Source organism: Pseudomonas sp. SAR267, assembly GCF_052077595.1.
Lineage (GTDB): Bacteria > Pseudomonadota > Gammaproteobacteria > Pseudomonadales > Pseudomonadaceae > Aquipseudomonas > Aquipseudomonas vlassakiae.
In genome coordinates this window covers 4,696,351-4,712,801 of record NZ_JBQIHU010000001.1, presented here as the reverse complement: position 1 = coordinate 4,712,801, position 16,451 = coordinate 4,696,351, and the positions used below count along the sequence as shown (strand labels likewise).

The window sequence follows — 16,451 nt, the reverse complement described above, 5'->3', positions numbered from 1 at the left end:
AATTCAATCCCTATTTTCAACGACGAATAGGTGGTAAAGCGTCTGGCGGAAGTGGAACATGTGTATCTCCCTGCCCTATACCCGGTTTACCTGTGGCCGGATTCATAGGTTGCTTGCCGGCGTTCTGCCAACGCCAGTATCCATTCTCATATCCTGGAACAGGTGATGAGCCAGGTGGCATAACCCTAATGTGCTCCCCTTTCGCAGGATCCGTACCAACCGGAAAGTAGATCTCACCACCATTTCGCCCCGGTCGACTGACCCACCCTGACGGAATTACCGGTGACTGTGGGGGATTTGATATTTCCTCTACCTTTTGTGGCGTTTTCGCCCCGCCTTTTGGACCAACGGAGCTACCACCCATGGTCGCACTCAACAACGTCGAGCCTAGCATGGAAAGGAACCGACTCCCATCGCCCCCTTCGAGCGCGCTCAGTTCACTGGCAATGATATTTTGCGCGTCTTGATTACTGCTGCTAATCACATAGCCGATGACAACTGATGCGCCCAATTCACCTCGAGCAGATGCTTCTTTAGCTAACGCTCTGAGTTTCGGATCGTCGGCACTGAGCTTCGCGGAAATAGCCTCGCACTGCCCAGGATTATTACGACACAGGTCGGCCAACCCTTTATTGCGAGTCTCATCCAGCCGTGCATATTTCTCTCTTACATCCCGGACGCACCCATCATCCTTACAGGCTTGTTCTTCCTCGCCCTGTTTCTGAACTTCTTCATGTGTAAGGTAATTGTATTGCGTCGAGTAGCTCGCCACCCACGCTCCCATCTGTGAGCTGTCGCCATCGCCGTTGACCGCAGCAGCAGCCAAAACACCCAACAATTGTGAGTTCATTATCAGCAACTGCTGCTTTTTCTCAGGCTGCATTTCGGCATAGTGCTGTGCAAGCGTATCCACTAGCGCCTCATTGAGCCCGGCTGCAACTGCGCCAGTTTTGAAATCGCCTCCAGCCGCCTCCGCTGCCAGCCCGCCCATCACTGCATGCAGCGTAACTTTGGCGGCGCCTCCCTCCTGTAGGTCGAAACGATTACCCAAGTCGCCAACCAAGTTGAACCCAGCAGCTGCGAATGTACTGGCGAGGCTGCTACGCAGCGCATCACTCAACGCACTGTCACCACCGAGGGCGCGGTCCAGCACGGTCGAAGTACCATTCTGAAGCAGCTGGTTGCCTGCAAAGCGACCAATGCCGTCCCAGGTGGATAGCCCTCCCGCTGGCAATACGGCGCCACTATTAGGCAGCGTGCTTGAAGTTCCCGTTTCGGTCGCTGTCCAGTCATCGAACACGCCGGTGGTCAAACCTGCGGTGAGCCCCGTAACCACATAGCCACGAAGCGCATCAGAGGACGTGACATCCTTAAGCACCAGGCTCAAGTTGCCACGGTTGTTGATCGCGCTGATGGTCGCCCCGCTTGCCGCACTGGCGGCGATCGAGGAAAGCGCCACATTCGCCCATCCTGCCGCAACGGTCGAGCCCGCTGCCGCGCCGCCGGCCACGGCACTGGCCGTCGCCGTGCCACTGGCCGCCATGGCAGTCCCGGAACCTGCGGTCGCACCTGCTGCGGACCCCAAGGCAGCACTGGCAGCACCTGCCGTGAGGTAGGTGACGATGATCGCGATGATCAATTGCGCCGCAACACCCAGCCCCGAGCTGCTGTATTTGAAGGAGTCGTGCACCTCCTTCACCTGACGCCAGTCAACATCACCCCGCGCCTCGGCCTCCTTGAGCCAAGCCAGCTGTGGGTCTTGCTGGACCATCAGATCGATGGTCTCGCTGACGCTATTCTGATCGACCTGCCTGATATCGATCTTCAAGCCATCGGCCGCCTTGATCAGCACGTCACCGCTGGCCAGCAACTGGCTCTGGCGCAGTGTCTCATCGGTGTTGCCTCGGCCTTTGGCGCTGTTCCAGGCAAGACTGGTCTTGCTCTTGACGTGACTTTCCTGGTGAAGGTCCTTGACCGCTTCGAAGGTGATTTCACCACCACTGCTCAGCACCAGGTCTGCGCCACTGTCGAGCTTGGCCGCCTGGTACAGCTGGTCGCCACCGCTGACCAGCATCAGGTCGCCACCTGTGCTGATCGCACTGCCAACGTTGGTGACCTGGGTGACTTCATCACGCTTGGTGTACTTGCTGCCGAAGCTGCCCTTCTTTTTCTTGTCGTACAGCGAGTAGTCCAGATCCTCCGCCGCCAGCAAGGCAAGCTGGCCGCCGGCCACCAGGTAGGCTTCATCGCCAGCACTGATGCGGCTGGCACTCAGGGCCAGGTCCTGGCCGGCGCTGATGGAGACATCGGCACCGGAGGTCAGCACGGTGGACACCTGGCTGACATGGTCTTCCTGGGTCTTGAGCTTCTTCGAGGTGTACGCCGAATGGGTCTCGTCTGCCGCCGACATCAAGGTCACGTCACCGCTGGCGCTGATATCGATGGCGCGCTGCGCCTCGATCTGGCTGGCCACTGCGGTGAGGTCGCGCCCCGCCACGGCGGTGAGGTCGCGCCCGGCACTGACGCTGGAGCCGTTCTGCGTCACCGTCTGGGTAGTGGTGCGCCCATAGGCGGCGCTGTCGATGGCCTCGGCGGAACCCAGCAGGATGTCGCGACCGGCCTCGATCGAGGTGTCGCGCCCGCTCTGCAGTACTCCGCCGGCGCTGACGAAATCTCGCCCGGCGTTGATGCTCAGGTCGTTGGCGGCCTCGATGCGCGCGGCGCTGTCGACGTAATCGGTACGCATGTGCAGGCGGGCGGCGTCGGTGACCTGGCTGGTCACCGAACGCTCGTTGATCACATCGCCCTTCAGGGTGGTCATGCTGATGTCGCGGCCGGAAATGATGCCACCGGCCTTGTTGACGATGTCGTTGCCAGCCAGCAGGTCGACCCGGTTGCCTGCCTGGATCAAGCCACTGTTGACGATGTCGTTGCCGGCTGCGGCCGACAGGTTGTTGCTGGCGCGCAGGGTGCCGACGTTGAGCAGGTCCTGCCCGGCCACCAGGTTGACGTCATTGCCCGCCATCAACGCGCCATTGGGCGCCAGGCGGTTGTTGGCATTGGCCATGTACAGCACCGGCACCAGCACCTTCTCGCCATTGACCGTGACCTCCTCCAGCCAGACGATATCGTGGGTCAGCGCCGCCACCTGCTCCGAGGTCAGGCCCACGCCGACCGCCAGGTTCAGCTGCTGCTTGCTGGCGATGGCGTTGTCCATCAGGTACTTGAACATCTGCTCGTCGCTGGTCTGGCCGGCCAGGAAGCGCTGCCCGGTGGCGGCCACCACGGCCTGCTGGAGCAGGCGCTGCTCGTAGAAGCCGTCGCCGAGGCGCTTGGCGCTTTCGTCAGGGTTGTAGCCCAGGCCTGCCAGCAGATAGTCGGAGCTCATGAACTGCTTGAGGTCAGTGAGCAGCGGGTTGGTCTCGACCAGGTACTTGTGCGGCTGGGACGTGACGGTGCGGTCCGGCAGGCCGGTGACCCGATTGATACTCTGCCCGGCCGCGGCCGTCGGTTGCGCGCTGCCTGGCGAGGTGACGGTCGAGCGGCCGTCGGCACTTGGCATGCCTGGGCGAACGGCTGCGGAAACTATCGCTTGGCTAGCCGGCGACAAGGGGTCCACAGTGGTCACCCGTGCAGGTTGCACAGTGGCCACACCGGTCAGCCCGTCGCGGGCCTGCGGCGCCAGGTCGGCGCGACCAGCGGACTGGCCGGCCACCGTGGTGTCGCGGCTGCCGGAAGCAAGCCCCGGCACGTTCGCCGGGCCTGTCGCAATGCCCGGCGTGCTAACGCCTACCTGGGTGTCGCGGTTCGTCTCGATACCGGCAAGGTCGACAGCCTGCCCGGTGGCGCTGAGTGAACCAGCGGCAGCGCCGGAAGGCGCCTGGCTGCCGAGGCCATCATTGCGGGTGACTTCACCCGCTTGGCTGCGGCCCGACTGCCAGTTGCCGTTGTTGACGCTGCCAACGGGAGACACATCGACCGCACTCGCGGTGGCGCGCACCGTACCGGCTTCGCGCGCAGCGACCGAGAGTTGCTGCGTGCTGGCCCAGAGCTGGGCGTTGTCACCGACTTGCAAGGTGCGCCCGGTGGTGCCCGGCAGCGCCTGCTCGCGCTGTGCCAGGTCAATGCTGGCAGCCCCCAGGGTCCAGTTGCCGGCGCCGCTGCCGGCCTGGCTGGCCTGCCCCGCACTGGCCGCCTGGTCGCTCAGGCGGAACAGGCCGTTGGGGTTGGTCGGCAGGCTGAAGCCCGGCAGGCTCAACGGGTTGATCTGCTGCTGGGCAAGGTTGGGCGGCAACTGCCGGTTCAGGACGATCACCGGCGCCATGCCCGTGCCCGTGGCACCGGTATTCAGGCCCCTTGCAGCCCCGCTGGTCGCTGGGCTGTAGGCCCGCTCGACGCCGTTGGAAATGTTGCTGGACGCGGTGATGCCAAGCGCGCCACCGGCTTGAACCACTGAAGGCAGGTAGTTGGAGCCGGCATTTTCCACGCGTTGTGTCAGGAACGGCGTTGCTGCCTGAATGGCCGCTGGAGCGCTGCTGGGCTGTCCACTTCCGTAGTTGGCCGGGAAAATGTACTGAGCGTATTTGTATTTACTGCTGCCGCTCGTTTCGGTGGTGTTCAGCCTAAAGCTGGCGAAATTCACCCACGAGATCGTGTTGCCATTGCCTACGGAGCGGCTCCCACTGTTGAGCGTCGCCATCGATTCGTGACCCGCTGCGTTCCAGAAGCGGATACCCCCCGTGTAGCCCGCGTCGTTGTCCGCATTGTAGTGGGCGATAAGCTTCCACAACCCCGAGCTGGGCTGGCCGATGTCGATGTACTTGAGCTCCGAGTAACCGTTCAGCGATGTCGCAGTATTGGCAAACGAGCCGGTATTGATCGTGATGTTACCGGCGGCGGAAACCGTGGAGTTGGAGTTGGCGAACACATCGCTGGCCACGTTCAGGTTACGCCCCGACACCAGGCTGGCCTGTTGCTCGACCGCCCCCACGGCCTCATAGGTATAGGTCTGCCCCCACACCAGGTGCGAGCTCGGCGAAATCTGTACGCTGCCATCCATGTAGCTGGAGCAGCTGTAGCAGCGCACGCCGATGTAACCGGACTGCACCGTCGGCGTGAGGCTGAAGTCGACGCGCTTGTTGCTGACGGTGCTGGCCGCGATGGTGAAGTCGCCAACGCTTTCCATCGTCCCGGAAATGTTTTCCAGCAGGGCCGAACGATTGCCCTGGGCGTCCCGGGCTACCCGGATCGCGCCCAGGCTGTAGATATCGCCCTGGCGGCTGGTCAGGCTCTGGGCGTACAGCGCCATGTCCGTGCCGCTGTAGATGAAACCGCCCTGGTTCGACAGATTGCCGGTGCTCAGGGTCAGGGCCTGGCCGCTGCCCAGCGAACCGTAGTTGTCGATGCCGCCCGCCTGGACCGCGAGACTGGACGCCGATGTCAGGCGCCCGGCATTGCTCAGCAGGCCACCGACATTGAGCGTGCCTGCAGCGCCGGAAGCGAGGCTGCCGCTGCCAGCCAGGCTCAGCTGGCCGAGGCCGGCGTTCATGGCGCCAAGGCTGCTGATGCGCCCGCTGACGTTCAGGCTGCCGGCAAGGCTGAGGTCGAGCCCGCCATCACTGGCGATCAACCCTGCCGTGCTCCAGTTGTTGCCGCTGCCGCTGAAACGTTCGGAGGCCAGCAGTTGCCCACCGGCGGTCTGGTTCAGTTCGCCGACGTTGACGGTCAGGCGCCCGGCCTGGATCACACTGCTGTTGGTCCAGCTGGCCGCTGTCAGGGTCAGCCCGCCACGGGTGACCAGGGTGCCGTCACTGTTGGTGATGTTGGCCGTGGCAATGTCGAAAATGCCGCTGCCGCCGTGCAGCACGGTGCCACCAAGGTTGCTCAGGCCGCTGGTGTTGAGGGTCAAGTCGGTGTTGGCCACCTCGACCCTGCCGTTGCGGTTGTCGAAGCCACCGCCAATCTGGAACTCGCTCTTGCCAGCCGTGCCCAGGGCCCGCAGCTGGCCACCCTGGTTGTCCACGGCGGCCGCTGACACCAGCAATTGCGTGTCGCTTTCGATTACCCCCGAACGGTTGACCAGGGTGTTACCGAGCGCCAGTTCGACGCGGTTACCCGCCAACTGCCCGGCACTGTTGTCCAGGCTGCTGCCATCGATCCGCACCAAGCCTTTGGCATACAGACCACCGCCAGCATTTACCAGGCCCGCGCTGCGGATGCGGGCATCGCCCGACTGGGCGGCAACCCGGCCGCCACTGTTGTCGACGTTGCCGGCCACCAGCAGCAATTGCTGGCCCTGCACCACACCGCCATTGCCGGCGATGTCGCGCCGGTTGTCGAGCAGGCCGCTGACGTTCACGTCCAGCAGCCCGGCAACGCTGGCCAGGATCCCACCCTGGTTACCCAGGCTGCCGGCCCGTTGCACCACCAAGTTGCCGCCCTGGGCCAGCAGCTTGCCGCCGCGGTTCTCCAGCGCCCCGGCGATGTCCAGCAGCACGCTGCTGCGCCCCTGCACTTCGCCCTGCTGGTTGAGCAGTTCGCCCGCCTGCAACGCGACATCGGCATTTTCGCTGTAGATCAGCCCCTGGCTGTCGTTGCGCAGGGTCGATGCGACATTGACCTTGACCTGCTCCTTGGCCGCCAAGGTACCCAGCTGGCCGTTGTCGAGGCTGCCGGCATTGAGCGTCAGCCCGCTGCGGCTGATGATCTTGCCGCCATGGTTGAGCACCTGCCGGGCCTGCACCAGCTGCAGCGCCTCGGCGCCGACCAGGGTGCCGCCGCTGTTGTCGAGGTTGCCACGCAGGTCGAGCAGCAGGCTGCCATTACCGGCGATGCGGCCACCACGGTTGTCCAGGTCACTGCCGTTGACACTCAGCAACTGCTGGGCATCGATGCTGCCGCCCAGGTTGGCCAGGGTGGCCGTGTTCAGTTGCAAGGCTGCGCCACTGGACAGCACACCGCCGCTGTTATCGAGGCTAGCCGCATCGACGTCCATGCGCCCCTGGCTTACCAGGGCACCGTCCCCGCCATTGAGCAAGGCACCGGTGAGTTGCACATCCAGGGCACCCTGGCGACTGGAGAGTGTGCCGAGGTTACGGTTGTCGAGGCTGCCGCCTTTGAGGCTCAGCCCCTGCCAACCGGACAACAGGCCGCCCTGGTTGTTGACGCTGGCGGCGGAAAGCACCAGCTGCCGTGCGCCAATCAGTTTGCCGCTGGCGTTGATCAGGTTACTGGCGGTCAGCGCCAGGTCCTGTGTGGCAGAGATCTCGCCCCCACTGTTGTCGACACTGTCGGCGTTGATGCTCACACCCGTCTGGCCGTTGATCAGGCCAGCCGCGCTGTTGTTCACGGCGCGCGATGTCAGCGACAGGCCTTGGCCCGCCAGAAGCGCCCCGCCCTGATTGCTCAGCCTGTCGCTGTTCAGGGTCAGCAGGCCTGCCGCGCTGATGAGGCCCTGCTGACCGTTGTCGAGCAGGCCACTGCTGCCCAGCAACAAGTCGCTGCGGCTGTTGAAGGTTCCCCCACGGTTGTCCACCGCGCCTGCGCTGACGCCCAGGCTGGCGGCACCGACCAGGCCCTTGAGGTTGCTCAGGGTCTGAGCGATGACCAGGTTCAGGCCCTGGCTGGCGAGTACACGACCGCCATCGTTGTCCAGGCTACGGGCAGCGAGGGTGAAGGCCTGGGCGCTGGAGATCTCGCCCGCGCGGTTACTGACATCGGCCAGGTTGCTCAGTTGCAATGGGCCGGCGCTGTTGATCAGGCCACCCTGGTTGTCCAGCTTGCCGCCCTGGAGGTCGAGGCTGAGGCTGGTATTGCCCGACAGTTTGCCACCCTGCTGATCGAGCCCGGTGACCGTGGCGGTCAGCGCGCCGAGGCTGCCGATGCTGCCACCGTTGATCACCTGCCCGGCGTTCAGGTCGAGGGTCTGCGCGCTGTTGAGCTTGCCGCCCCGATTGCTCACCGCACCGGTCCCCACACTGACCGCGCCTTTGGCACTGATGCTACCCTGGTCGTTGACCAGGCTGGCACTGCGCAGGTGCAGGCGAGCATCGGTAAGCAGTTCGCCGTCGCTGTTGTCGAGCGCCCCGGCCACGGTCAAAGTCAGATCGTCGGCACTGCCCAGGCTGCCGCCCTGGTTGTCGAGGCTGTTCGCGCTGACCACCAGCGTCGACTCACTGCTCAGCGTGCCCTGTCGGTTGCTCAGTTCGCCGCTGAAATTCAGCACCAGTGGCCGCTGCGAGAAGATCGCCCCACCGCTGTTGTCCAGGCTGGCACCGCTCAAGTCCACGGCCTGCCCGTGCAGTTGGCCACGGGTACGGTTGAGCACCTGCAGCATCGCCAGCGTCAGCTTGCCGCCTGCGAACAGAACACCATCGTCACTGTTGTCCAGATACTGCCCGGTGAGGGTGAGGTCGCTGTTGCTGGTCAGCTCGCCTGCACGGTTGTCCAGGGTGTCGACGGCGAGGTCCAGCGCCTGGGTAGCGCCGATCAACCCACTGCGGTTGTCCAGGCGGCTCGCGGCGACGCTGACGCGATCGGTGCCGACCAGTTGGCCACCCTGATTGTCGAGGGTACCGGCCTTCAGCTCGACCAGTGCCTTGCCGGCGATCTGGCCTTGGCCGTTGTCGAGGTTGTCGCTGTCGAGCGTGAGCACATTATCGGCAATCAGGGTGCCGCGGCGGTTCAGCAACGACTCGCCAGCATGGACTGACAACGCACCACGGGTGCTGATCAGGCCGTCGCTGTTGTCCAGGCGCTGGCTGCCCAGCGCCAGTTGCGCACCGCTGATGCGACCATTGCGATTGCCCAGCGCCTGGTCGACGCGCAAGGCCAAGTGCTGGTTGCTGACCAGCTTGCCATCACTGTTGTCGAAGCTGCGGGCGGCAAGGTCGAGCGCGCCCTGGCTGGAGATTTCGCCACCCTGATTGGTCACCGTACCCAGGTTCTTAAGGGTCAGGGTCGGAGCGTTGATCAAGCCACCATTGATCAGCGCGCCTTGGTTCAGGTCCAAGGTCAGTTGGCGATTGCTGAACAGCTCGCCCTGGTCCTGGACCAGGCCGGTGACGCGGGCGTCGAGCACGCCGTTGCTGGCTATGCGCCCACCATTACTGACCTGGCCGGCGTTCAGGATCAGGTCCGCACTGCTGAGGAGCCGGCCGCCCTGGTTGTTATCCAGGCGCCCGGTAACCACGGTGGTATTGCCCTGGCCTTTGATCAGGCCCTCGCTGTTGTCCAGGCTGGCACTGGTGAGGCTAAGCCCCTGCCCACTCTCCAGCACGCCGCCCTGGTTGAGCAACCCGGCCGCACCGTTCAGCACCAGCTGGCCGGCGCTTGAGATACTGCCCGCGCGGTTGTCCAGCAGCTGCCCGTCGAGACTCAGGGTGCCCTCGCTGCTGAGGTGACCCTGGCGGTTGTCGAGGCCAGCCTCAAGCGCCCCAGCCCCTTGTACGGCAAGGCGAACCTGCAACGATTGCTGCGCAGCGAGGGTACCCTGGGCGTTGTCCAGGCGGGCAGCGGCCAGGTTGATGTCGCGGGCGAACACCAGGCCACGGGCCTGGTTGACCAGCCGAGCCACGGTCATTTCCAGCGAAGTGCCCGCCAGCAGCTTGCCCGCGCTGTTGTCCAGTTGTGTGACGCCGAGCGTGACCTGCTGCTGGCTGGAGATTTCCCCGCTCTGGTTGTTCACCGACTGCACCTGCAGGCGCAGTGCCTTGCGGCTGCCGACCAAGCCACCCGCGCTGTTGTCCAGCTGGTCGCCGGTCAGGCTCAGTTCGCCCTCGGCCACCAGCTCGCCGCCCTGCTGCTCAAGCAAGCCAATACTCGCCAACAGGTCACCCTGGCTGGCGATACGCCCCTTGCCGTTGCCGACCGAATCGGCCCTGAGCCCCAGCCCACCGCTGGCGCTGACCAGGCCGCCCTGATTGAGCAGCTCACCGATATCGAGGTCCAGCGCCTGCACGCCGCTGATCAGGCCTGTGCGGTTGTCCAGCTGCGCCAGGTGCAACTGCATGTTCTGGTTGGCGCGCACGACCCCGCCACGGTTATCCAGCGACGTGCCCCTGAAGGTCAGGGCGTTCTGCCCGGCGAGCCGGCCGCCACGGTTGTCGAGGCGCTCGACTTGCAGCGCCATGGCGCCCTTGGCGAGCACGCTGCCACCGTTCTGGTTATCAAGCAGGCCTGAAACGCTCAGCCCCAGTCTGCCGTCGCTGACCAGGCTGCCATTGCCACTGTTGTCCAGGCTGCCGGCAGTGACCTGCAGCTCGCGCCCGGCACCCAAGGTACCGCCCTGGTTGGACAGTGCGCCGCCCACCTGCAGGTCGAGGGCAACATCGCCCATGACCTGGCCACGGTCGTTGCTCAGGGACTGGACTACGACCTTGTTGCCGCCAGCGGCGGAGATTTCGCCGGCCGCGTTGAGCAAGGCGCCGGTGATCGCTAGATCGAGGTTGGCGCCACTGCTTAACAGGCCATTGCTGTTGTCCAGGTTGGCGGCCTTGGCCGTCAGGCCGTTGGCGGTGATCTGGCCGCCGACGTTGAGCAACGCCTGACGGATGTCCAGATCGATGGCCTGGTCGCTGAGCAGGCCGCCGTCACTGTTGTCGAGGCTGTCGGCCAGCAGGCCGAAACCCCGCTCGCTGGAGATCTCGCCGCCTCGGTTGATGACTGTGGAAAGGTTGCGCAGCACCAATGGCCCCGGCGCGTTGATCAGGCCACCACTGTTGTTCAGCAGGCCCTGGTTCAGGTCCAGGGTCAGGGCGCTGTTGCTGTACAGCTCGCCGCCACCGCGTTGGTCCAGGCCGTGCAACGAAGCCATAAGCGTCTTGACGCTGGCAATCGTGCCGCCCAGGTTATCTACTTGCCCGGCTTTCAGGTCGAGCTGATCGAGGCTGATGAGGCGCCCGGCCTGGTTGTTGAAAGCACCAGTGCCCAACGTCATCGAGCCATTGGCGGCGATGCGCCCGGCCGTGTTGTCGAGGCTGAGGCTGGAAAGCGCCAGGGCACCGGCAGCAAGCAGCTCGCCCCCCTGGTTGCCGATGCCCTGTGCCGTAGTGAGGCGCAGGTCGGCATCGCTGCGAATCGCGCCCTGGCGGTTGTTCAGTTGCCCACTCGAACCACCACCCTGCAGCAGCAGTGAAACGCCGCTCTTGCCATACAGGCTGCCTTGGGCGCTGTTGTCCATCTGCCCGGCAACGAGGGTGACGGCCCGTTGACCGGAGATGATGCCCTTGGCCTGGTTGTCCAGACGCGACAGGGTCAGTTGCAGGTTGCCGTTGGCGACGACCTGGCCAGCGCCACTGTTGTCCAGGGACTCGCCGTTGATGTCCAGGTCGGCAACACTGGCGATCTGGCCCGCACGGTTGTCGAGCCGCTCGACCGAGAGTGTCATGCCGTTGCCGGCATTGAGCAGGCCGGCCTGACGGTTGTCCAGCGCGTGGCTTTGCACCCGCAATTGCCCGGTAGCGACCACGTTGCCAACGCGGTTATCGAACTGGCGGGCTTCGACGTCGATGTCATGCTTGCCGGTGATTCGCCCGGCAGCGTTGTTGAACAAGCTGTCGGCGCGCAATTGCAGGGCCCCGACGGCACCCAGCACTCCCCCCTGGTTCAGCAACTGCCCGCTAACGGCCAGCGCCATCGAGCCATCGCTGGCAGCACGCCCCTGACCGTTATCGAGGCTGGCTGCCTCCAGGCTCAGCGCTTCGCCGGCCAGCAACTGGCCTGTACGGTTGCTGACCGCACCGGTCTGGCGCAGGTTCAGGCGCGTGTCGGCCTGGACCAGGCCGGCGCTGTTGTTCAGCTCGACGCTGGTCAGCGCAACGTCGCCACCCAGAACGCGCCCTTGCTGGTTGTTCAGCAGGCTATCCACGGCCAGCTCAAGACCCTCGCGGGCCTCCAGGCTGCCTTCGCGGTTCACCAAGCTGCTCGCGCGAACATCCAGTGAAGCGGCCTTGACCTGCCCCAGGGTGTTGTCCAAGGCCTGGGCGATACGCAGGGTCAGGCCCTGCTCGCTGAGGACCTTGCCGCCGTTGAGCAGCTCGGTGGCGGCCAATTCGAAAGCCTGGCTACTGGAAATTTCGCCGCCCTGGTTGCTGACGCTGGCGAGCTGCTTCAGCAGCAACTGGCCTGGCGCGTTGATCAGCCCACCCTGGTTGTTCAAGTAGCCATTGTTCAAGTCGAGGGTGACACCCGCCTGACCATAGAGCCGGCCACCATCATGCTGGTCCAGGCTGGCGACCGAAGCCTCCAGCTGCCCGCTGCTATGAATGCTGCCACCCAGGCTGTTGTCGGTGACGCCCGCGCTGAGGAGCAGGCCGCCCGCGCTGTCGATCAGGCCGGCCTGGTTGAGCAGTTGGGCGCTGATGCGTGCGGCCAGGCGGCTGTCACTGCTGAGTTTGCCTGCGCGGTTATCCAGGCTGGCGGCGTCGAGTTCGGCCGCTTGCCTGGCGTAGAGCGCACCTTGGCGGTTATCCACGGCGCCGAGGCTGTTGAGGGTCAGCTGATGGTCGCTCTGGACTAGGCCTTGGCGGTTGTCCAGCGCGCCGACGCTGATCACCGCCTCACCGGCCAGCAGCTGGCCGCCCTGGTTGTCAACGCCACCCTCTGCTTGCAGCGCAAGCGCGCCACTGCTGCTGATGCTACCGGCCTGGTTGAACAAGGCACCCGCGCGGATATCCAGCCGGGCTGCCGAAACCAGGCCTTTGGTGTTTTCCAGTACACGGGCGATACGTAAGGTCAGCCCCTGCTCGCTGAGCAGCTTGCCACCGCCGTTGTCCAGTGCACCGGTGACCAGCAAGAAACCGAGGTTGCTGGAAATTTCGCCACCGCGGTTATCGACCGACGCGACATTGTTCAGCAGCAGGCGACCGGTTGCATTCAACCGCCCACCCTGATTGTCGAGGTGCCCCTGGTTCAGGTCGAGGGTGAGTGCGCCCTGGCTGAGCAATTGCCCGTCACCGTGCTGGTCAAGAGCGCCCAGCCTGGCATCGAGCTGTTCGCCACTGCTGACCAGGCCGCCGCTACTGTTATCCAATACCCCGGCTTGCAGGTCGAGGCTGCGCTCGCCGCGAAGCGTGCCGTTGGCGTTGCTCAGCGTGCCGTCGAGCATTAGCCCGAGATGGTTGCCTGCGAACACCGCACCCTGCTGGTTATCCAGTTGTGCGCCCCGCAGGGAAAGCTGGTCCCCGGCACTGAGATGACCTGTCCCGTTGTGCACCTCTCCTGCGCTGGTGAGTTTCAAATTTCGGTCTGCCTGGATTCGACCGTTGCGGTTGTCCAGCGTGGCAGCGGTAATCAGGCCTTCTGCGGCCTGCAGTTCGCCATCGGCGTTGCTCAGCGTACCCTCAACGGCCAGTGTCACGTCATCGCGTATGTTCAGCTTGCCTCGGCTGTTGCCGAGGCTACCCAGCTGTGCGTCCAGCCGCGCCGCAGAAACCAGCCCGGCCGCGTTGTCCATGGCCCTGGCGATACGCAGGGTCAGCAGTTGCTCGCCGAGCAATTTGCCGCCCCGGTTGTCCAGGCTGCTGGCCTCCACGGTGAAGGTTTGGCGGCTGGAGATCTCGCCGCCCTGGTTATCGACACTGTTCAGGTTGCGCAGCAGCAACTGCCCCGGGGCGTTGAGCAGGCCGCCTTGATTGTTCAAGTGACCGTGATTCAAGTCCAGGACCAGGTCGTTCTGGCTGTAGAGCTGCCCGCCACCGGCCTGCGCCAGCCCGCTGACGCTGGCTTGCACATTCTGGCCGTGGACACGCCCGGCGTTGCGGTTATCCAGGTGCGCGGCACGCAGTTGCAAAGTAGCCCCGGCGGCCAACTCGCCCTGCTGGTTGACCAGGTTGGCGCCGCTCAGTTGCAGATTGGCACCGGCGCTGAACAGGCCACTCTGGTTGAGCAGGTCGCCTGCCAAGGCCGCTGTCAGGTCGCCGCCGCTGGTGAGTTTGCCGAAACGGTTATCGAGCTCACCGGCGGTCAGCGCCACGTTTACGCCGCTGGCCAGGATGCCGCTACGGTTATCGACACGGGCGGCGTTCAGCTGCAAGCGGTCGGTGGCCTGGATCCGGCCGCCTTGGTTATCCAGCGCCCCCACGTCGAGGCCGAGGTTTGTGCCCACCACCTCACCGCCACGGTTATCCAGCCCAGCTGTGGCTACAAGGCCCAGGTCACCCTCGCTTTTGAGCTTGCCAGCGCGGTTGTCCAGTTGGGCGGCTCGCAGTTCGAAACTGCGCACGCTGGAGACTTCGCCGCCCTGGTTGTTCACCGAGGCGAGGTTGAGCAGTTGCAGCGAGCCCGGTGCGGTGACAAGGCCGCCCTGGTTGTTCCAGCTGCCATGGTTGAGGTCCAGGCTGACACCGGCCTGGCCGTGCAGGCGGCCGGCACTGTTGTCCAGGCTGCCGACCGCGATCCGCATGTCACCCTGCGCGGTCAGGTTGCCGTCGTGGTTGTTCAGGGCGCCACTGACACGGGCATCCAAGCCTGCCTGGCTACTGATCATGCCTTGCTGGTCGTTGAGCAAGCTGGCGGTGTCGAGCCACAAGCCACTGGCGGCGATCAGCCCCGCGCTGTTGCTGAGGGTGCGGGCAATGCTCAGGGTCAGGCTCTGGTCACTCAACAGTTTGCCAGCACCGTTGTCGAGGCTGCTTGCCCTGACGTTGAAGGCACGCTGGCTGGCGATTTCACCCTGACGGTTATCGACGTCATCGAGGTTGCTCAGGGTCAGCTGCCCGCTGGCGTTGATCACACCACCGCGGTTGTCCAACAGTCCGCGGCGCAGGTCGAGGCTTAGGTCACCCTCGCTGACCAGGCGCCCGCCGCCCTGCTGATCAAGGCTGCCGACGCTGGCCGTCAGGCGCTGTTTGCTGGTGAGCTGGCCAGCGCTGCGGTTGTCGAGCAGGCCTGCGGCATACAGGTCGAGCGCTTGCCCGGCTGCCACCAGGCCGGCGACATTGTCCAGCGTTGCCACGTGCAGGGTGACTTGCCCCAGGCCCGACAATTCGCCATTGCGGTTGATCAGGCTGGTGCTGCTGACACTTAATGCACCACTGCTGCTCAACAGCCCGCCCTGCCCGTTGAGCAGGCTCTGGCTGTTGACGCCAAGGTTGGCGCCAGCAAGCACACGCCCGTGGTTCTGGTTGTCGACCCGGGTGACCTCAAGCTGGGCATTGCGCCCGGCGCTCAGGGTGCCCCCCTGGTTGGCCAGTTCGCTGGCCGTGACCGCAACGTCCCGGCTGGCGACCAGGGTATGGCCAGTGTTGTCCAGCGACTGGGCACTAATGCGCACATCACCTTGGCTGTTGCGGCTGTTGTCGGCGTTGATCCCGGCTTCGATGACGCCCTGGTTGAGCACCCGCCCCGTGCTGTCGAGGCGCACGCTGTCACGCGCGGCCAGATTGCGCTGGGTGCGCAGCTCGCCCTGGGCGCTGATGGCCAGGTCCTTGCCCGCATACACCGTCCCCTGGGCATCGACACCCTGTGCCTTGGCAGCGAGCGAGCCGCCGGCGGACACCTGGCCGAGGTTCAACTGGCCATTGGCATCGATCTGGATATCACCCCCGGCAATCATGTCGCCAGCCAGTTTCACCCCTACGCCGGCCTCGGTGCCGACCAGGCGAATGGTATCGACGTACATGCCGCCAAGGGCCGATGAGTCGATCGCCAGCTGCGGCGCCGTGCTGCTATCGGCCGCCCGCGCGGTGGCCGTCAGCGTGCGGGCATCGACATCGTTGCGCCCGGCGACGATAGCCAGTTTCTTCGCCTGGATCTGCGCATTGACCTGCGCCGCCCGGGTGATGATTTCGAACTGGTCGACATTGCTCGCGTTGAGCCCCGCGCCCTGAATCGCGATAGCCCCCTGATCGACCTGGTAACGGCTCAGCTGACCGTTCTCGATCACCGGCTTGCCAGTACTCAGGGTCACTTTTGGGGTATTGATGAAGCCGCAGCCATCGCAGCTGATGCCATGGGGGTTGGCAACGATGACGTGCGCGGACTTGCCTGCCACTTCGGTGTAACCGCGCAGCTGACTGGGGTTGGCGCCATTGACCTCATTGAGGATGATATCGGCGGCACGACCGGACAGATTCGGGTTGCCGACGATGATGCCTCCCAGCTGGGTACTCTGCGTGCGCTCCGTCGCGTTATTGAGGATCAGGCCCTGGGTACCGACGTTGTAGTCCTTGAACTGGTTGTGCGACAGGCCGTTGCCATTGGGTGCGGCGATGTTGACGATCGGTACGCCATTGCCTGCCTGCGCCAGTCCGGTGCCTGGCGCGCTGACCGCGATACCTTCGGCCTGGGCCCACAGCGGCTGCCAGAACATGACGTTGGCCAGCAGCAACGCCAGCGCACGCTTAGGTATGCCACAGAACGTGTCGCGTGCTTGCACGGCGGCAGAGGGCAGGCGAACCAGGAAGGCGAATTGGCGTACGTCCATGTAACAACCTCAGGTCAGCAGCGGCGGT

1 protein-coding gene is annotated in these 16,451 nt (G+C 64.7%); it reads right to left on the bottom strand.

What is annotated here, in order from left to right:
• Nucleotides 1-16: 16 nt before the first annotated feature.
• Complete coding sequence (locus ACTORR_RS22105; RefSeq protein WP_441343896.1) at nt 17-16,423, bottom strand: two-partner secretion domain-containing protein; 16,407 nt, start codon at nt 16,421-16,423, stop codon at nt 17-19.
• Nucleotides 16,424-16,451: the final 28 nt, after the last annotated feature.

Excerpts from the sequence above, each read along its gene's own strand:
- ACTORR_RS22105 (WP_441343896.1), bottom strand. The coding sequence starts at position 16,423 with ATGGACGTACGCCAATTCGCCTTCCTGGTTCGCCTGCCCTCTGCCGCC.